Source organism: Streptomyces sp. NPDC050211, assembly GCF_040656035.1.
Taxonomy (GTDB): domain Bacteria; phylum Actinomycetota; class Actinomycetes; order Streptomycetales; family Streptomycetaceae; genus Streptomyces.
The window spans coordinates 20422-37946 of sequence record NZ_JBFALC010000055.1; the positions used below are offsets into that span (position 1 = coordinate 20422).

Annotated in this window: 17 protein-coding genes; 5 read left to right on the top strand and 12 right to left on the bottom strand. The window is 69.0% G+C overall.

The window, feature by feature from the left end:
* Nucleotides 1–256: 256 nt before the first annotated feature.
* On the top strand, nucleotides 257–964 hold the full coding sequence (locus AB0I98_RS37580) for a phosphatase PAP2 family protein (protein WP_362949733.1): 708 nt from the start codon (nucleotides 257–259) through the stop codon (nucleotides 962–964).
* 83 nt (nucleotides 965–1047) lie between these two features.
* On the opposite strand, the gene AB0I98_RS37585 is transcribed toward AB0I98_RS37580, so the two are convergent.
* Nucleotides 1048–2613, bottom strand: coding sequence for an FAD-binding oxidoreductase (locus AB0I98_RS37585; RefSeq protein WP_362949735.1), 1566 nt, complete (start codon nucleotides 2611–2613; stop codon nucleotides 1048–1050).
* Between the two features lie 472 nt (nucleotides 2614–3085).
* On the opposite strand from AB0I98_RS37585, the gene AB0I98_RS37590 reads away from it, so the two are divergent.
* The gene (locus AB0I98_RS37590; RefSeq protein ID WP_362949737.1) at nucleotides 3086–3919 is read left to right on the top strand and encodes a hypothetical protein; all 834 of its coding nucleotides are present in this window, start codon (nucleotides 3086–3088) and stop codon (nucleotides 3917–3919) included.
* Between the two features lie 135 nt (nucleotides 3920–4054).
* The gene (locus AB0I98_RS37595) at nucleotides 4055–4231 is read left to right on the top strand and encodes a hypothetical protein (protein WP_362949739.1); all 177 of its coding nucleotides are present in this window, start codon (nucleotides 4055–4057) and stop codon (nucleotides 4229–4231) included.
* Between the two features lie 94 nt (nucleotides 4232–4325).
* On the opposite strand, the gene AB0I98_RS37600 is transcribed toward AB0I98_RS37595, so the two are convergent.
* On the bottom strand, nucleotides 4326–4682 hold the full coding sequence (locus tag AB0I98_RS37600; protein WP_246886631.1) for a metal-sensitive transcriptional regulator: 357 nt from the start codon (nucleotides 4680–4682) through the stop codon (nucleotides 4326–4328).
* A 227-nt stretch (nucleotides 4683–4909) separates the two neighbouring features.
* Here AB0I98_RS37600 and AB0I98_RS37605 point away from each other — a divergent pair, with 227 nt between their 5' ends.
* Both AB0I98_RS37605 and AB0I98_RS37610 read left to right on the top strand, forming a co-directional pair.
* Nucleotides 4910–5530, top strand: a complete 621-nt coding sequence (locus AB0I98_RS37605) for a DUF47 family protein (RefSeq protein WP_210582535.1) — start codon at nucleotides 4910–4912, stop codon at nucleotides 5528–5530.
* Nucleotides 5531–5539: 9 nt separating this feature from the next.
* Entirely contained in the window at nucleotides 5540–6538 is a 999-nt protein-coding gene (locus tag AB0I98_RS37610) for an inorganic phosphate transporter (RefSeq protein WP_362949741.1), read from the top strand.
* Nucleotides 6539–6746: 208 nt separating this feature from the next.
* Here AB0I98_RS37610 and pstB read toward each other — a convergent pair whose 3' ends face one another.
* From pstB to AB0I98_RS37660, 10 genes are all read right to left on the bottom strand, one after another.
* Nucleotides 6747–7523, bottom strand: coding sequence for a phosphate ABC transporter ATP-binding protein PstB (gene pstB, locus AB0I98_RS37615; RefSeq protein WP_328361965.1), 777 nt, complete (start codon nucleotides 7521–7523; stop codon nucleotides 6747–6749).
* 53 nt (nucleotides 7524–7576) lie between these two features.
* Entirely contained in the window at nucleotides 7577–8638 is a 1062-nt protein-coding gene (gene pstA, locus AB0I98_RS37620; RefSeq protein WP_362949743.1) for a phosphate ABC transporter permease PstA, read from the bottom strand.
* Entirely contained in the window at nucleotides 8635–9636 is a 1002-nt protein-coding gene (gene pstC, locus AB0I98_RS37625) for a phosphate ABC transporter permease subunit PstC (RefSeq protein WP_362949745.1), read from the bottom strand. The genes pstA and pstC overlap by 4 nt, the downstream gene beginning before the upstream one ends.
* Nucleotides 9637–9740: 104 nt before the next feature.
* Nucleotides 9741–10865 carry a phosphate ABC transporter substrate-binding protein PstS gene (pstS, locus tag AB0I98_RS37630; protein WP_362949747.1) on the bottom strand — a complete coding sequence of 375 codons (1125 nt, stop codon included), beginning with the start codon at nucleotides 10863–10865 and terminating at the stop codon, nucleotides 9741–9743.
* 220 nt (nucleotides 10866–11085) lie between these two features.
* Nucleotides 11086–11508 (bottom strand): NUDIX hydrolase, encoded by a 423-nt coding sequence (locus AB0I98_RS37635; RefSeq protein WP_362949749.1) that lies wholly within the window; start codon nucleotides 11506–11508, stop codon nucleotides 11086–11088.
* Between the two features lie 38 nt (nucleotides 11509–11546).
* Nucleotides 11547–12695 (bottom strand): CHAD domain-containing protein, encoded by a 1149-nt coding sequence (locus tag AB0I98_RS37640; RefSeq protein ID WP_362949751.1) that lies wholly within the window; start codon nucleotides 12693–12695, stop codon nucleotides 11547–11549.
* Nucleotides 12676–14907, bottom strand: coding sequence for an RNA degradosome polyphosphate kinase (locus tag AB0I98_RS37645; RefSeq protein WP_362949753.1), 2232 nt, complete (start codon nucleotides 14905–14907; stop codon nucleotides 12676–12678). Before AB0I98_RS37645 ends, AB0I98_RS37640 begins: the two co-directional genes overlap by 20 nt.
* Before the next feature lie 312 nt (nucleotides 14908–15219).
* The gene (locus tag AB0I98_RS37650; protein WP_362949755.1) at nucleotides 15220–16203 is read right to left on the bottom strand and encodes an ABC transporter permease; all 984 of its coding nucleotides are present in this window, start codon (nucleotides 16201–16203) and stop codon (nucleotides 15220–15222) included.
* The gene (locus AB0I98_RS37655) at nucleotides 16200–17066 is read right to left on the bottom strand and encodes an ABC transporter ATP-binding protein (protein WP_362949757.1); all 867 of its coding nucleotides are present in this window, start codon (nucleotides 17064–17066) and stop codon (nucleotides 16200–16202) included. The genes AB0I98_RS37650 and AB0I98_RS37655 overlap by 4 nt, the downstream gene beginning before the upstream one ends.
* Nucleotides 17063–17470 (bottom strand): GntR family transcriptional regulator, encoded by a 408-nt coding sequence (locus AB0I98_RS37660; protein WP_362949759.1) that lies wholly within the window; start codon nucleotides 17468–17470, stop codon nucleotides 17063–17065. The genes AB0I98_RS37655 and AB0I98_RS37660 overlap by 4 nt, the downstream gene beginning before the upstream one ends.
* Nucleotides 17471–17525 lie beyond the last annotated feature (55 nt).

Sequence of the window (17525 nt, forward strand, 5' to 3'; positions counted from 1 at the left end):
GGCGAGCGGTCGGAGCGGAATGGGTAACCATGGCCGACTTGGCCTGAACCGATCCCTGAACTGAGCGTCAACCACCCCCCTGAGCTGCGGTGATGAGTCTCTCTTCGATAACGTCTGCGTGATCATTCGGTGGAGTGTGGAACGTATTAACAGGAGCCGTGCGTTCCTGGTGACGTAGCGGATCTACATCCACGGGGGTGGCAGTTCGGCGTACGCGCAGGTACGCCGGGGAGAGACGACGAAGGGGCCGTGCACCATGGCTGGACTCGCCGAATCCGGGTCGAACCCCGACGTCGAGCTGCTTTACGACATCAATGGCCTGGCCAAGGACGCGCCCCGGTGGGTCGACCGGGGGGTGGAATTCCTTGGTGAGTTCGGGCTGCTGATCGCGATGGTGCTGCTGGTGCTCTGGTGCTGGTGGGCTGTGCGGCGGCGGGGTGGGGAGGATGCGGCTTCTTCTGTCGCCGCGTTGGTGTGGGCGCCGCTCGCTGCGGGGATCGCGGTGCTCGTGAATGTGCCGATACGGGGATTTGTGGAGCGGCGTCGGCCCTTTCTCGATCATCAGGGGCTGGACGTTCTGGTGGATGGGAAGACCGATTTCTCCTTTGTGAGCGATCACGCGACGATTGCCATGGCGATGGGGGTCGGGCTGTTCGTCGCGAACCGGAAATTCGGTGTTGCGGGGATCTTGCTGGCCTTTGTTGAGGGGTTTTGCCGGGTTCTCATGGGTGTGCACTATCCGACGGACGTCGTGGGTGGGTTTGCGCTCGGTACGGCTGTGGTGCTTTTGCTGTCGCCGCTGGCCATGGCTTTGCTTACGCCGGTGATGAAGGCGGCTGAGGGGTCTGGTCGGGGGGCTTGGTTGATCCGGGGGCGGGGGAGAGCCGGGGGGACTGAGCAAGCGGTGATTCCGGGGGCGCGGAGTGAGTCGGCCGACGCTGCTGAGCGGGACCTCGCTGCGTAAGCGCTCCGCTGGAAGGCCGGTTCGTCGTCTGCTGGTCCGTCGTGGCTGGTCGCGCAGTTCCCCGCGCCCCTTCGGGGCGCTATCTACAGCGCCTGTGGGTATGTGAAGAACCTCTTTGGGTCGTACTGCCTCTTCAGTTGCTGGAGGCGGGGGGCTGCGTCGCCGTAGTACGCCTTGCGCCAGTTTCTCAAGCCTGCGTCTGTGTAGTTCTGGTAGGCCGCGCCGGAGGCGTAGGGCTGCATTGCTGTGTGGGCCGAGGTGAGCCAGGTCTGGGATGTTGTGCCGGGGGTGCCGGCTCGCCAGGAGGCGACGTACTGGGCCAGCATGCGGGAGCGGCGGTGGACGAAGGCTGTGGTGGTGGGGGAGACGCGGTTGACGGCGCCGCCGAGGGCTGTGAGCTGGATGCTGCCGGCTCCGCCTCGGACCGAGGTCAGTTGGGAGAGCAACTGCTGGATGCCGTTCGTCGGGAGTGAGGCGTCGAAGAAGGCCGACTTTGCCGCGTACGTCTCCCGGTTCAGGGCGCCTTCGGGGGAGCGGCCGGGGGTGGAGCCGGGGAGGTGGCACTGGGCGTCCGACGCGAAGGACGAGCAGCCTGCGTAGAGCTCCATCGAGGCCTCGTAGGAACGGCGCTTGAGGGAGACGCTGGTCGCCGGGGAGCCTATTCGGTCGGCCAGTCGGTCCACCGCGTTCTGCAGTTCGCCGTACGTGCCGAGGGAGAAGGCCGCTACGGAGATGGTCGGGGTGCCGCCCGCCGCGTTGGCCAGGTGCAGGGAGGACCAGATCTCGTCGGGCTGGCTGGGACCCCACTGCTGCCAGGCCCGTACCACCGCCGCCGCCTTCGACCACGGCCAGCTCATATACGCCGACACGGCCTGCGGGGCCGGGTGGGTCTTGAACCGCAGCTCCGTCACGACACCGAAGTTGCCGTTGCCCGCGCCGCGCAGCGCCCAGAACAGGTCCTTGTTCTCGGAGGCGTTGGCCGTCAGCTGCTTGCCGTCCGCCGTGATCAGCGTCGCCTGGGTGAGGCTGTCGCAGGTCAGGCCGTACGCCCGGGAGACCACGCCATGGCCGCCGCCCAGGGTGAGGCCCGAGATTCCCACCGTCGGGCACGAGCCCCCGGGGACCGTCACGCCCTTGGCCGTGAGGGAGCGGTAGACGTCGATCAGCTTGGCGCCGGCGCCGACCACGGCCGAACCGCCGCTCGCGCGGACTGAGCTGAGCTTCGATACGTCGACGATCAGGCGGCCGTCGCCGGACGACCAGCCCGCGTACGAGTGGCCGCCGTTGCGGATCGCCACCCGGAGATCGTGGGCCTGGGCGTAGGCGAGGGCTGTACGGACGTCGTCCGCGTGCGCCACATACGCCACCGCGACCGGCTTCAAGCTGTCGAAGCGGGTGTTGTAGAGCTGGTGGGCCGCTTTCCACTGCTGCTCGCCGGGGCGGACCAGGGTGCCGTCCAGGTCCTCGGCCAGGCCGGACCAGTTCTTCGCGGCGGCGGGTATGGCGCCGGTGGAGGTGGACGTGGACATGCCCGTGGTGGCGGCGGTGGTGGTGCGGGCCGCGCCCGAGGTGCCCCCGCCGCTGCACGCGGCTGTCGTCAACCCTGCGAGCGCGGCCGCGCCGCCTCCGATGAACGTACGCCGTTCCATGTGCGCCTCCCGTCGGCTTCCGTGGAGCGAGACGGGACCCCGGAGTCACGGGTTCCACAGCATCCTGCCCTGTGACAAGAGCGCGGTCATGTCACAGGACAGGATGCCGGAGTACGGCCCGACGTGCCGGAACAGCGGCACTACCCGGATGTCGCTACCCGGGTGCGTTCGCGTGCCCTTCCGCGTCCGTCCTGGCCAGGCTGCGGGCTCTGCGGGCCGGGCCGCGCCAGCCGCAGCTGCAACGCGCTGTGCAGAACTTGCCTTGGTCAACCGTTGTTGTCCGATGTTCCGGGTGTGCCTGGCGGGAATTCAGGCCGTCGTGCTGCGCCACGCCCTCCACGGTACCCAGCGTGGGTAAACGGTTTCTCTCCTCGCCGTCCGTCTTCGGCCAGCGTGACGAGGCCACCGACGCGTCGTTATCCGGAACGACAGGGGGCCCGGGACGGACGTAGCGGCTGGGGGTAGGCAGGCGATGGCGGAGCGGCAGCGGCGACAGTGGCGGACAGTGGCGGGGGTCGCGGGACTCATGGTCAGCGCCTGCGCCACCGGGTGTTCCGGCGGAGCCGCCGCGGAGGACTCGCGTGCGGCCGCCGATCCCGTCGAGGCCCTGCACCGGGCCGCCGACCGGCTGGTGGACGCCGGCAGCGCCCAGGCCCGTACCTCCATGGAGATGGCCACCGGCGGGACCCGCGTCACCATCCGCGGAGAAGGGGTCTACGACTTCTCCCGGCAGCTCGGGCGGCTGAAGGTGCAGCTCCCGCAGGATCCGGCGGGGAGCCGGGAACACCGGTCGATCACCGAGCTCCTCGCCCCCGGAGCGCTGTTCATGAAGAACCGGGGGGCCGGGGTGCCCGCCGACAAATGGGTGCGCGTGGACACCGCCACGCTGTCCGACGGCAACCTCGTCACCGGCGGCGCCACGGACCCGTACGCCGCCGCCGAGCTGCTGCGCGGGACGCGGAAGGCGACGTATGTGGGGGAGACCGAGGTCGCGGGGACCGCCGTACGGCACTACCGGGGGACCGCCGATCTGGCGGAGGCGGCGCAGGAGGCCTCGGCAGGGAACCAGAAAGCGCTCACCGCGGCGGCGAAAGGGTTCGCCAGGGCCACCGTGCCGTTCGACGTCTACCTCGACGAACAGGGACGCATCCGCAAGATCCGGCACCGGTTCAGCTTCGTCAACGGACAGCAGCAGAACACCGTCGCGGTCGCCTCGACGACGCTGCTGTACGACTTCGGGGCCCCCGTCGACGTAGAACTGCCGGCGGCCGGGGACATCTACGCCGGGAAGATCGCCGAGGAGTGAGCGGGGGCCTACGGGGAAGCCGTGCGGAAAGGTGCGCGGATGCATGACGGGCGTCAAGAACTAGCCCTTCCGTGCCATGCGCGTTGTGTAGGCCGCTCCCTACTCTAGGAAGTCGGTGACGGCAGAGAAGAGGTGATGCACGTGGCTCCGGTCGGCGGTACGGCAGTTCAGGACCACGTGGCCCTCGCCGAGATCGAGCTGTGCGGAGACCTGATCATCGCGGCGTCCGCCGCCGAGGACCGGCTCAGCCTTGAGAGCATCGACGAGGTGCTGAAAGTGGCCGAAACGCGTGATCGTGACACGGGTGCGTAGCGAGGGCGGTTGTTGTCTGCGGGTCCGTTGTGGCTGGTCGCGCAGTTCCCCGCGCCCCTAAGGGGCGCGGGAAACATCACGTATGCGACAAAGGTCACGTACGTAGCAGGCGGGCGATTGCCTTTGTTGCTTCCTCTACCTTTGCGTCGATTTCCTCGCCGCCCTTGACGGCGGCGTCGGCGACGCAGTGGCGCAGGTGTTCCTCCAGGAGCTGCAGGGCGAAGGACTGCAGGGCCTTGGTGGAGGCGGACACCTGCGTGAGTATGTCGATGCAGTAGACGTCCTCGTCGACCATGCGCTGCAGGCCACGGATCTGGCCCTCGATCCGGCGCAGGCGCTTGAGGTGCTCGTCCTTCTGCTTGTGGTAGCCGTGGATCCCGCGGTCGTGGTCGGTGACCACGGCCGGGGTGGCCTCGGAGGGCACTCCCGCGCCGGCCTCGGTGGTCGTCATCGCGTCCTCCAGACACATATACCCCTACTGGGTATATCGTACCGAACTTTGCTGGGTATAGGGCTGTTGGCCAATGCCGCAGGCAGAAGCCAGGACCGAAGCCTTGGTACGCCCCTGTGTGGATCAGTCTGCGCGATGGGTGACACTGGGGGACGGCCCATTAGCCATGGCCGGATGATGTGCCTAGCATCAGCCTGTCCGAAACCGAAGCATCCTGAGGACCCCACGTGCGCTTTCGTCTGACCCCCAGGGAGACGAGCTTCTATGACATGTTTGCCGCGTCCGCGGACAACATCGTCACGGGCTCGAAACTCCTGATGGAATTGCTCGGGGCGGACACCGCCGGCCGGGCCGAGATCGCAGAGCGTATGCGGGCCGCGGAACATGCGGGTGACGATGCCACACACGCGATCTTCCACCAGCTGAACTCCTCGTTCATCACGCCGTTCGACCGTGAGGACATCTACAAACTCGCTTCGTGCCTCGACGACATCATGGACTTCATGGAGGAGGCCGTCGACCTCGTCGTCCTCTACAACGTGGAGGAACTGCCCAAGGGCGTCGAGCAGCAGATCGAGGTGCTGGCGCGGGCGGCCGAGCTGACGGCCGAGGCGATGCCGAGTCTGCGGACGATGGACAACCTCACCGAGTACTGGATCGAGGTCAACCGGCTGGAGAACCAGGCCGACCAGATCCACAGAAAGCTTCTTGCACACCTCTTCAACGGCAAGTACGACGCGATCGAGGTGCTGAAGCTCAAGCAGATCGTGGATGTGCTGGAAGAGGCGGCGGACGCGTTCGAGCATGTGGCGAACACGGTGGAGACCATCGCCGTCAAGGAGTCCTGAGCCCACGCCATGGACACCTTCGCGCTGGTCGTGACCATCCTGGTCGCGCTCTTCTTCACGTACACCAACGGCTTCCACGATTCGGCCAACGCCATCGCCACGTCGGTGTCCACGCGTGCGCTGACTCCCAAGGCCGCGCTGGTGATGGCGGCCGTGATGAATCTCGCCGGGGCCTTTCTGGGCAGCGGGGTCGCCAAGACCGTCAGTGAAGGCCTGATTCAGACACCCGAGGGGTCGAAGGGGATGGGGATCCTCTTCGCCGCGCTCATCGGGGCGATCACCTGGAATCTGGTGACCTGGTACTACGGGCTGCCGTCGTCGTCCTCGCATGCGTTGTTCGGTGGCATGGTGGGCGCCGCGCTGGCGGGTGGGACCACCGTCTACTGGGACGGGGTGCTGGAGAAGATCGTCATTCCGATGTTCGTGTCGCCGGTGGTGGGGCTGGTGGTCGGATATCTGGCGATGACGGCGATCATGTGGATCTTCCGGCGGGCGAATCCGCACAAGGCCAAGCGGGGGTTCCGGATAGCGCAGACGGTGTCCGCGGCGGGGATGGCTCTGGGGCACGGTCTGCAGGATGCGCAGAAGACCATGGGCATTGTGGTGATGGCGCTGGTCATCGCCGATGTCGAGGATTACGGCGATCCGATTCCGGTGTGGGTGAAGATCGTGTGCGCGGTGATGCTGTCGCTCGGGACGTATGCCGGGGGGTGGCGGATCATGCGGACGCTGGGGCGGAAGATCATTGAGTTGGATCCGCCGCAGGGGTTTGCCGCGGAGACTACTGGGGCGTCGATCATGTTCACTACGGCGTTCTTGTTCCGGGCGCCGATTTCTACGACGCATGTGATCACGTCGGCGATCATGGGCGTGGGGGCCACTAAGCGGGTCAATGCCGTGCGGTGGGGTGTTGCCAAGAACATTGTGCTGGGGTGGTTCATCACCATGCCGGCGGCTGCGGTTGTGGCTGCGGGGGCGTATGGGGTTGTGCACCTGGCGTTTCTGTAGCGGTGCCGGTGGGTGAGGGCTGGGCGGGGTGGGGTGCGCAGCCCGGCGCTTGCGGGGTGCCGCCTGCGCCCACCCGTGCCGCCCTAGGCGGCACGAATGCCCGCAGCCATAGCAGCGGTACGACGACGGGCCCGCCCCCCGGTAGCCCGGGGAGCGGGCCCTTATCGGCCTCGCGGTGGCACCGCCATGCAGCACCGCGAGGGGTCTGTCAGCCGAAGCGGCCGGAGATGTAGTCCTCGGTGGCCTGGACCGACGGGTTGGAGAAGATGCGCTCCGTGTCGTCGATCTCGATGAGCTTGCCGGGCTGGCCGACGGCGGCGAGGTTGAAGAAGGCGGTGCGGTCGGAGACGCGGGCCGCCTGCTGCATGTTGTGCGTCACGATGACGATCGTGAAGCGTTCCTTCAGCTCGCCGATCAGGTCCTCGATCGCGAGGGTGGAGATGGGGTCGAGGGCCGAGCAGGGCTCGTCCATCAGCAGCACGTTCGGTTCCACCGCGATCGCCCGCGCGATGCACAGACGCTGCTGCTGACCACCCGACAGGCCCGAACCCGGCTTGTTCAGGCGGTCCTTGACCTCGTTCCAGAGGTTGGCGCCCTTGAGGGACTTCTCGACCACGTCGTCCAGCGCGGACTTCTTGTACGAGCCGTTGAGCCGCAGGCCGGCCGCCACGTTGTCGTACACCGACATCGTGGGGAACGGGTTGGGACGCTGGAAGACCATGCCGACCTCGCGCCGCACGGACACCGGGTCGACCCCGGCGCCGTACAGGTTCTCGTCGTCGAGCATGACCTTGCCCTCGACCCGGCCGCCCGGCGTCACCTCGTGCATGCGGTTGAGCGTGCGCAGGAACGTGGACTTGCCGCAGCCGGAGGGGCCGATGAAGGCGGTCACGGAACGGGGCTCGACGGTCATCGAGATGTCTTCGATGGCGCGGAAGGAGCCGTAGTAGGCGTTGAGCCCGCTTACGTCGATTCGCTTGGCCATGGGTATCACTGCTTCTTTCGGAAAAGTCTTAGATCGGTCGCTGTATGGCCGCGTCAGCGACCGGTCTTCGGCGCCTTCCAGCGGGCGATGCCGCGGGCTGCCAGGTTCAGGATCATCACGAAGGCGATCAGCGTGAGGGCTGCGGCCCAGGCACGGTCGTACGCCGCACCCGAACCGGCGCTGTTCTTGAACTGCTGGTAGATGTACAGCGGCAGCGACGCCTGCGCACCCTCGAAGGGGTTGTTGTTGATGAACGGGTTGCCGAACACCAGCAACAGTACGGGCGCGGTCTCACCGGCGATGCGGGCCACCGCCAGCATGATGCCGGTGGTGATACCGCCGATCGCGGTCGGCAGGACCACCTTCAGGATGGTGCGCCACTTCGGGATGCCCAGCGCCAGGGACGCCTCACGCAGCTCGTTCGGGACGAGCTTGAGCATCTCCTCCGTGGAGCGGACCACGACCGGCATCATCAGGATCGTCAGCGCGAGCGCCCCGGCGAAGCCGGAGAAGCCCAACTTGAAGATCAGCAGAAGGCTGAGGATGAACAGACCGGCGACGATCGACGGGATACCGGTCATCACGTCGACGAAGAAGGTGACGGCCCGGGCGAGGTTGCCGCGCCCGTACTCCACCAGGTAGATCGCGGTGAGCACACCGATCGGCACGGCGATCAGCGTGGCGATGCCGACCTGCTCGAGGGTGCCGATGATGGCGGCGTAGATGCCGCCGCCCGGCTCGGTGTCGGCGACGACGCCCATCGAGTGGCTGAGGAAGTATCCGTCGAGCACCTTGGTACCGCGCTCGATGGTCGCCCAGATCAGCGAGGCGAGCGGCACCACGGCGAGCAGGAAGGCGACCCAGACCAGCGAGGTCGCGATGCGGTCCTTGGCCTGGCGGCTGCCCTCGACCCGTCCGGCGATGACGAACGTACCGATGACGAAGAGGATCGCGGCGATCAGACCCCACTGGATCTTGCTGTCGATCCCGGTGGCCAGGCTGAGGCCGATGGAGACGGCGACGGAGCCCGCGGCCAGCGCCCACGGGAACCACTTCGGCAGCCGGTCACCCTGCAGTGAGCCGCGGTGCTTGTTGTTGATGGCGGTGGTGCTCATGCGTTGGCCCCCGAGAACTCCTTGCGACGGGCGATGATCATGCGCGCCGCGCCGTTGACCAGCAGGGTGATGACGAACAGGACCAGACCGGAGGCGATCAGCGCGTCCTGGCCGAACGTGTCCGCCTCGGGGAACTTGGCGGCGATGTTCTGGGCGAAGGTGCCGCCGCCCGGGTCGAGCAGGCTGCCGTGGATCAGGAAGTCCGGGGAGAGCACGGTGGCGACGGCCATCGTCTCGCCGAGCGCGCGGCCGAGGCCGAGCATCGAGGCGGAGATCACGCCGGAGCGGCCGAAGGGCAGCACCGACATGCGGATGACCTCCCAGCGCGTGGCGCCGAGGGCCAGTGCCGCCTCCTCGTGCATCTGCGGGACCTGGTTGAAGACCTCACGGCTGACGTTCGTGATGATCGGCAGGATCATGATCGCGAGCAGGATGCCGACGGTGAGCATCGAGCGGGCGGGGCCCTCTTCCCAGGAGAAGATGCCGGTCCAGCGGAAGTAGTCGTTCAGCCAGCCGAAGAGGCCGTCCATCTGCGGTACGAGGATCAGGGCGCCCCACAGGCCGTACACGATGGACGGTACGGCGGCGAGCAGGTCGATCACGTACGCGATGGGGCCGCTGAGCCTGCGCGGGGCGTAGTGGGTGATGAACAGCGCGATGGCGACCGCGATCGGGACCGCGATGGCCATGGCGATGATCGAGGAGACGACCGTGCCGTAGGCCAGGACCGCGATGCCGAAGACCGGCGGCTGCGTTCCGGTGTTCCACTCGAAGGTCGTGAGGAAGTTGCCGTCGTTCTTGCTGATGGCGATGGCGGCACGCCAGGTGAGGAAGACCGCGATCGCGGCCATGATCGCCAGCAGGAAGATGCCGGACCCTCGGGCGAGACCGAGGAAGACCCGGTCTCCGGGGCGGGTGGCGCCGCGGGCGGCGCGCTTGCGCTCTGCCTCGGTCGGCTGGGGTGCGGGGGGAGGTGTGTCTTGTGTGGCTATGTCCATCGGGTTCTCCGGTCTGCGGAGCCACACTGGCGTACGGCTCCATGGCGGCGGTGCACCGGACGGTGCGGCCCGGCCCCGCAGTGGGACCGGGCCGCACACTCAGGTCAGCTCAGGTCCGCGATGGTGGTGCGAACCTTGGCGATGATCTCGTCGGGGATCGGGGCGTAGGAGTTGTCGGCGAGGATGCCCTGACCCTCCTCGCTGGCGATGTAGGTCAGGAACGACTTGACGGTGGGCAGCGTCTCCGCCTTGTTGCCCTTGTCGCAGACGATCTCGTAGGTCACCAGGGTGATCGGGTAGGCGCCGTCGGCCTTGGTGTTGTAGTTGATCTCGAGCGCGAGGTCCTTGCCCGTGCCGACGACCTCGGCGTCCGCGATGGCGGCCGTGGCACTGTCGGAGCTGGGCTTGACCGGCTCAGCGGCGCCCGTGTCGATGGCGACGGTCGACATCTCCTTGGCGTAGGACTCCTCCATGTAGCTGATCGCGCCGGAGGTCTGCTTGACGCTCTGCGCGACACCGGAGGAACCGGACGCGGCCTGGCCGCCCGGAGCGGCCCACGCCTTGCCGTCGCCGTAGGTCCAGTCCGCCTTGGCGGCGGCACCCAGGTACTTGGTGAAGTTGTCCGTGGTGCCGGACTCGTCCGAGCGGTGGAACGCCTGGATCTTGGTGCTGGGCAGCTTGGCGTCGGGGTTCAGCTTCTTGATCGCCGCGTCGTCCCAGGTCTTGATCTTGCCGCTGAAGATCTGGGCGATCGTCTTCGCGTCCAGGACCAGGTCGTCGACACCCTCGACGTTGTACGCGAGGGCGATCGCGCCGCCGACCATCGGGAGGTCGATGCCCTGGCCGCCGGAGCAGACCTTCTTGGACTCGGTGACCTCTTCGGGCTTCAGCGCGGAGTCCGAGCCGGCGAACGCGACCGTGCCCTGGTTGAACGCGGTGATGCCGGCGCCGGAGCCGCCGCCCTTGTAGTTGATCTGTACGCCGGAGCACTGAGCCGAGAACTGCTTGACCCAGGCGTCGATAGCGTTCTTCTGCGCGGACGAGCCGTCGGCGAGCAGCTGACCCTTGGCATCGCCGCAGTCGATGGAGCCGGCCTGGGCGGTCGCGGTGGAGTCGCCGCCGTTGCTGTTGCCGGTGTCGTCCGAGCCGCACGCCGTGAGGGCCAGGGCGCCGGAGAACGCGATCGCGCCGAGAGCGAGAGCCCGCCGGTTCTTGCGCTGAAGCTTCACTTGAGGGAATTCCTTCCAGGAGCCGCCGTCCTGAATCGGCGGCGTGCGAAGACTTGTTGAAACGGGCGCGTAATCGAGGCGCACCCGTCATCAGGTAAGGCCGAAATTAGGCAGATCAGGTGAAGCCGCCAATGGCTGAAAATGAACGGAGGGTGAACCCCTGCCGTCGGTGTGGTTAGGTCACGGAAGGCTTACGTTGAGGACACGGGGCGATTCCGGACTATGTCAGGCGAAGGGCGTCCAGCAGCGCGTCCACGAGGGTGCGATCCCTCGGCTGGGTGAGCCGGTCGCGGGCGGCCGTCGGGGAGAGCCACAGCATGCGGTCCACTTCGTCGTTGGGGGTGAAGGTGCCGGGTCCCGCCTCGGCCGCCCAGTAGCGCACCTGCTTGGGGCGGCCGGCCGTGAAGTAGTGGGCGGCGGGCAGCTCGGCGCCCGGCACCGCGCGGTAGCCCGTCTCCTCCGCCACCTCTCGTACGGCGCCCGTGAGCGGTTCCTCGTCGCGCTTCAGCTTGCCCTTGGGGTGGGACCAGTCGTCGTATTTCGGGCGGTGCACGAGACATATCTCCAGTTCACCGTCTACCGGCGAACGGCGCCACAGGACACAGCCGGCCGCCTGGACGATGCCGTCGTTCGTGTGAGTCACCGGGGCTCCACCGCCTCCTCGAGGGTGCGCGTGCGGGTTCAGGCCGTGCCGACGGCCTGCTTCTGCCATGACTGCTGGAACGCGAAACGTGCCGCCTCCACCTCGTGCCGTTGGTCGGCGTGGAGCACGCCGAGGGCGTACGCCGTCGCCGGGGCGATTCGCGGAGTGCGTGCCGCGGCGGCAGCGGCGGCCGCCGCCTCCGAGGCGTCGCGGTGCCGGTTGAGGGCCTGGCCGGCGGTGAGCAGGCGGGCGTCCACGGGTGCCTTCTCGCCGTGCAGGACCTCGAGGGCGTACCGGTGCAGGCGCAGCAGCAGGCGGACCTGGTGCCAGGGGGCGTCCTGCGGGTGCGGGGCCGGGTCCGGTGAGAGGCCGTGGATCAGCGCCTCCGCGTTGTACGGGCTGCCGGCCGTCACCAGGGGGAGCGCGGCGATCGCGTCGGTGAGGCGCTCCTCGGCCGCGGCGGCGAGGGGGCGGAGGTCGGCGGTGGGGGCCGTCGGCGTCAGCGGGACGTCGCTGGCCAGTACGGCGATGTTGTCGGCGACCGCGTGGAAGCGGGAGGAGCCGAGGGCCTGGAGGGCCGTGGAGTGGGCGCGGGTCCGGGCGAGGGTGAGCTGGCGTTCCAGCAGGGCGCCTGCTTTGGCGGCGCCTACTGTGAGGTTGCCGCGTTCCGTAGTGGGCGGGTGGGAATCCGGGCCGGCGGTGCCGGGTGCCGCTGTGCCCACCCGTTCCGCCCCAGCGGAACGACTGCCCACAGCTGCGCCGGTTGAACGGTTGCTCCCGCCCGCCGTCTCCGCCGACTGGTCCGGGAACACCGTCGCCCCCGACAGCCGGTGCAGCGCCAGCAGCAGCCGCTCCAAGCGGCCCGAGTACGCGTGTTCCATCGCCAACGTGCCGGAGAGCCAGGCCAGTTCGGGGCGGATGGCCTCGGCCCAGTCGGGGTCGAGCAGGGGGCGGAAGGTGTGCAGGCTGCCGCTGATGCGGCGGGCCGAGCGGCGCAGGGCGCGCGCCGCGTCGACGGCCTCCTCCGAGCCCGAGCCCGCGCTCGAGCCGTTGGCCGAGCCGCCGGTCTCCCGGTGCAGCCGCAGTGCACGGAGGAACTCCGTGGCCTGGGCGCGCAGATAGCCCGCGAGGGCATCCCCGGTCAGCCCGGCCGTGGGGTCCGTCGGTTCAAGGTGTTGCTGTGCCACGCCGGCGCCTCCGGGCGTCTATGAGCATCTCCTGGATGTTCCGCAGGGGCTGGCCGTCCGCGTCGAGCGCGTGCCGGTTCCACTCGCCGTCCGGGCCGAGATGCCAGGACGAGGTGGTGTCGGACATGCCGGTCTCAAGGAGCCGGTTGAGCGCGGCGCGGTGAGCCGGGTCGGTGACCCTCACCAGGGCCTCGATGCGGCGGTCGAGGTTGCGGTGCATCATGTCGGCGCTGCCGATCCACACCTCGGGCTCGCCACCGTTGCCGTAGGCGAAGACCCGGGAGTGCTCGAGGAAGCGGCCGAGGATCGAGCGGACCCGGATGTTCTCCGAGAGGCCCGGCACCCCGGGGCGGATCGCGCAGATGCCGCGTACCCAGATGTCGACCGGCACGCCCGCCTGGGACGCGCGGTACAGGGCGTCGATGACGGCTTCGTCCACCATCGAGTTGACCTTGATCCGGATGAACGCGGGACGTCCGGCACGGTGGTGCTGGACCTCCTTGTCGATCCGTGCGATCAGGCCGTCCCTCAGGGACTTGGGGGCCACCAGCAGCCGTCGGTAGGTCTCGCGGCGCGAGTATCCCGACAGCCGGTTGAACAGGTCGGACAGGTCCGCGCCGACCTGGGGGTCGGCGGTGAGCAGGCCGAGGTCCTCGTAGAGGCGGGCCGTCTTCGGGTGGTAGTTGCCGGTGCCGACGTGGCAGTACCGCCGTAGCGTGTCGCCTTCCTGGCGGACCACCAGCGACAGCTTGCAGTGCGTCTTCAGGCCGACCAGGCCGTAGACGACATGGCAGCCGGCCTCCTCCAGCTTGCGCGCCCACTTGATGTTGGCGTGCTCGTCGAAGCGGGCCTTGATCTCGACCAGGACGAGGACCTGCTTGCCGGCCTCGGCGGCGTCTATGAGCGCGTTGACGATCGGGGAGTCGCCGGAGGTCCGGTACAGGGTCTGCTTGATCGCGAGGACGTCGTCGTCCTCGGCCGCCTGCTCCAGGAACGCCTGCACTGAGGTGGAGAAGGAGTCGTACGGGTGGTGCAGCAGCACGTCCCGGTTGCGCAGCGCGGCGAAGATGTCGGCCGCTGACGCCGACTCGACCTCGGCGAGGTCGCGGTGGACGCCGGCGACGAACTTGCGGTACTTCAGCTCGGGCCGGTCGATGCCGCCGACGCGGAAGAGGCCGGTGAGGTCGAGGGGGCCCGGCAGCGGGTACACCTCGGCCTCGCTGATCTTCAGCTCCCGCACCAGCAGGTCGAGCACCTCGCGGTCGATGGACTCCTCGACCTCCAGGCGCACCGGCGGCCCGAAGCGGCGCCGCATGAGTTCCTTCTCCAGGGCCTGGAGGAGGTTCTCGGCGTCGTCCTCCTCGACCTCCAGGTCCTCGTTCCGGGTGAGCCGGAAGGCGTGGTGCTCCAGGACCTCCATGCCCGGGAACAGCTCCTCCAGGTGTGCGGCGATGACGTCCTCGATGGGGACGTACCGGCCGGGGGAGCTCTCCAGGAAGCGGGACAGCAGCGGCGGCACCTTCACGCGCGCGAAGTGGCGGTGGCCGGTGACCGGGTTGCGTACGACGACGGCCAGGTTCAGGGAGAGGCCGGAGATGTACGGGAAGGGGTGCGCCGGGTCGACCGCGAGGGGCGTGAGGACCGGGAAGATCTGGTGCCGGAACAGGGTGAAGAGACGCGCCTGCTCCTTCTCGGTCAGCTCGGCCCAGCGGACCAGGTGGATGCCCTCCTCGGCGAGCGCGGGGGCGACGTCCTCGTGGTAGCAGGCGGCGTGCCGGGCCATCAGCTCGCGGGAGCGGGCCCAGATCATCTCCAGCACCTCGCGGGGCTGGAGTCCCGAGGCGGACCGGGTGGCGACGCCGGTGGCGATACGGCGCTTCAGGCCGGCCACCCGGACCATGAAGAACTCGTCCAGGTTGGAGGCGAAGATCGCGAGGAAGTTCGCCCGCTCCAGCAGGGGCGTGTTCGGGTCCTCGGCGAGCTCCAGGACCCGTTCGTTGAACGCGAGCCAGCTCCGCTCCCGGTCGAGGAAGCGGCCCTGGGGCAGCTGTGGCCCGTCGTACGGGGCCTCCTCGTAGGCGTCGAGGTCGGCATCGATGTCGGGTTCCAGGTCGGACACCGCGGCGGACACCGTGTGTGGCCGGTGCGCGGCTATGGAACCGACGGACGGCTGGGCATGCTGGACCTGTGCCTGGGTGTTCGACTGACTCATGAACCCATTGTTCCGCGCCGGGAGCGCTACGGGCGCGTCGGAGGACGCGGGAGGCAGGGCGGCGACGGTCAGTCTGCTCTCCCCGTTCCTCGCACGGCCCTCCTCGGGCGTCGAAGGCTCTGGCACGGCTTGGTTCATTGGCTGAGCGTCGCAAGCCCGCCTGAACCAATGGTTACGGCGACATGACGTGCGGGATAGCGGGGGGCGGCCCCCGGGCGTCTACGTCCCCCGGGTTTCCGTACGACGGGCAGCGCGAAGCCCTGCGCATACGCCCCCTACCCACTCTCGGGGACGTATGCGCATGACGACGCGTCAGCCTGTACGGTGCCTGACCAGCCGGAACGCGATCAAGGCGGCTGTGGCGGCCACGGCGAGGACGATGGCCGTCGCGGTGAGCTGGAGGGGCCAGTAGTGGGAAACGGGGTGGTAGTCGTTGTAGTAGCTGGTCGCGTCGAGGCGTTCCAGGGTGACCTTGCACGTCGCGACGAACGAGCCGCCGCACTGAGGGTCGGCGATCCGGTCGCCGGACGCGGTCACCAGACCGTGGCCGACCGCCATGCCCTCACCCCACGGGCCTTGCTGCAGGCTGCTGAGCCGGGTGTCCGACGGCCACAGATGCGGCAGCGCCTGCTGGACGGCGAGCCACAGCCCGGCCACCGTGACCGCACCCGCGCCGAGCGCGCCGAGTGAGCGGCGCAGGACCAGGCCCGCGAGGGCGCCGACGAGGAGGCCGGTCAGGGCGAGGGCGACGGTGACGGGGCCGCCCGCGTAGAAGGTGGCCGAGTCGTACCAGGGCTTGGCGGTGTCGATCTCGACCCGCCCCGCCGACCAGGCCAGATGGTGCAGGAGGACGAGCAGTCCGGTGCCGGCGGTGACCAGGACGGCCGGCGCGGCGAGCTTGGCGGCCAGCCAGCGGGCGGGGGAGACGGACTGGGTCCAGGCCAGCCGGTCGGTGCCGTTCTCCAGTTCACGGCCGATCAGCGAGGCGCCCGCCCAGGCGGCGACCAGGAAGGGGAGAGCCAGGACGGCGATGGTCGCGTAGTTGTAGACGTCCTTGTAGAGGACGATCGCGTCCTGGTCGTACACGCAGGACGGTGTCCCGCCGCATGCGTTGTACTCCCGCCAGGCCGCCGCCGCGTCGTCGACGAGCGGGCCGCCCAGCCACAGGAGCGTGGCGGTGGTGACGACGAGGAGTGCCGCCCAGATGTACAGGGCGGGCCGGTGGAGTCGTATCAGCCAGCGCAGCAGGTGGGGTGCGGGCGCCGGAGTCGGGGCGGGGGCGGTCAGGGCGGTCACGCGGCGGTCTCCTGGCTGTCGGCCTGCGGGTTGCGGAGGTAGGCGAGGACCAGCTCCTCCAGGGACGGGGCGCTGGTGCGCATGTCGTCGGGCAGCGGGCCCGTCGGGCGGAGCAGCGCGGTGAGCTGGCGGCCGGTGGTACGGGACTCGACGACGGTGTGGTGCGCGGCGAGGGGCGTGTCGGCGGGGCCCGACACGCGTGTGTGCACCTGAAGCAGCTCGTCGAGCTCGCCCGCGAGCCGTACCCGGCCGCCGCCGACCAGCAGCAGATGGTCGCAGGAGTCCTCCAGCTCGGCGACGACATGCGAGGACATCACGATCGTGGTGCCGTACTGAGCGGCCTGGGACATCAGGACGCCCATCAGCTCGTGCCGGGCCAGCGGGTCGAGGTCGGCCATCGGCTCGTCCAGGAGCAGCAGTTCGGGCCGCTTGGCCAGCGCGAGGGCGAGCGCGACACGGGTGCGCTGGCCGCCGGAGAGGGAGCGCACCCGGGACTTGGGGTCGAGGTCGCCGGCGGCCACGATCCGCTCGGCGGCAGGCAGGTCCCAGCGGCCGGGGTTGAGGTCGGCGCCCATACGCAGCGTCTCGGCGACCGTGAGCTGCGGATACAGCGGCTTGTCCTGGGCGACGTAGCCGACACGCGCGCGTGCCGCCGCCGGAGTTCCGCCGAGGACGCTCACCGTGCCCTCGGTCGGGGCGAGCAGCCCGGCGGCGAGGGCGAGCAGTGTGGACTTGCCGGCGCCGTTCGGGCCGACGACCGCGCAGACGCGTCCGGCGGGCAGCCGGACGGTGCAGTCCCGCAGCGCCCAGCGTTTGCCGAAGCGTTTGCCGAGGCCGGCTGCCTCTATGGCCGTGTCGGTCATGACGGGTCTCCCTGGAGGTGCTTCTCGCCTGCGGCGAAGTGTGAATCGAGTACGGCGGTGAAGAGTGCGGCCACGTCCTCCCGCCCGAGCCCCGCCTCGCGGGCCCGGTCCGCCCAGGCGCTCAGCTCGCTGCGCAGGGGGGAGTCGGCGGGGGTGGTGCTCAGTCCGCGGCGGACGAAGGTGCCCAGGCCCCGGCGTGCCTCGACCAGGCCCTCCCGCTCCAGTTCGCGGTAGGCCTTGAGGACGGTGTTGGGGTTGATGGCGGTGGCCTCGACGACCTCGCGGGCCGTGGGGAGCTTGTCTCCCTGCTCCAGCAGGCCCAGGCGGAGCGCCTGCTTGGTCTGCTGGACGATCTGGACGTAGGTGGCCACGCCGCTGTGCCGGTCGATGCGGTACTCGACCATGGGACAACCCCCTTTCACTAATTGAGTAGTGAAAGGGTGGTGGAAGGTCGTCCCG

Bases quoted from the DNA above. Each gene is read 5' to 3' on its own strand.
- AB0I98_RS37580 (WP_362949733.1), top strand. From the start codon at position 257: ATGGCTGGACTCGCCGAATCCGGGTCGAACCCCGACGTCGAGCTGCTT.
- AB0I98_RS37585 (WP_362949735.1), bottom strand. From the start codon at position 2,613: ATGGAACGGCGTACGTTCATCGGAGGCGGCGCGGCCGCGCTCGCAGGG.
- AB0I98_RS37590 (WP_362949737.1), top strand. From the start codon at position 3,086: ATGGCGGAGCGGCAGCGGCGACAGTGGCGGACAGTGGCGGGGGTCGCG.
- AB0I98_RS37595 (WP_362949739.1), top strand. From the start codon at position 4,055: ATGCACGTGGCTCCGGTCGGCGGTACGGCAGTTCAGGACCACGTGGCC.
- AB0I98_RS37600 (WP_246886631.1), bottom strand. From the start codon at position 4,682: ATGACGACCACCGAGGCCGGCGCGGGAGTGCCCTCCGAGGCCACCCCG.
- AB0I98_RS37610 (WP_362949741.1), top strand. From the start codon at position 5,540: ATGGACACCTTCGCGCTGGTCGTGACCATCCTGGTCGCGCTCTTCTTC.
- pstB (WP_328361965.1), bottom strand. From the start codon at position 7,523: ATGGCCAAGCGAATCGACGTAAGCGGGCTCAACGCCTACTACGGCTCC.
- pstA (WP_362949743.1), bottom strand. From the start codon at position 8,638: ATGAGCACCACCGCCATCAACAACAAGCACCGCGGCTCACTGCAGGGT.
- pstC (WP_362949745.1), bottom strand. From the start codon at position 9,636: ATGGACATAGCCACACAAGACACACCTCCCCCCGCACCCCAGCCGACC.
- AB0I98_RS37645 (WP_362949753.1), bottom strand. From the start codon at position 14,907: ATGAGTCAGTCGAACACCCAGGCACAGGTCCAGCATGCCCAGCCGTCC.
- AB0I98_RS37655 (WP_362949757.1), bottom strand. From the start codon at position 17,066: ATGACCGACACGGCCATAGAGGCAGCCGGCCTCGGCAAACGCTTCGGC.
- AB0I98_RS37660 (WP_362949759.1), bottom strand. From the start codon at position 17,470: ATGGTCGAGTACCGCATCGACCGGCACAGCGGCGTGGCCACCTACGTC.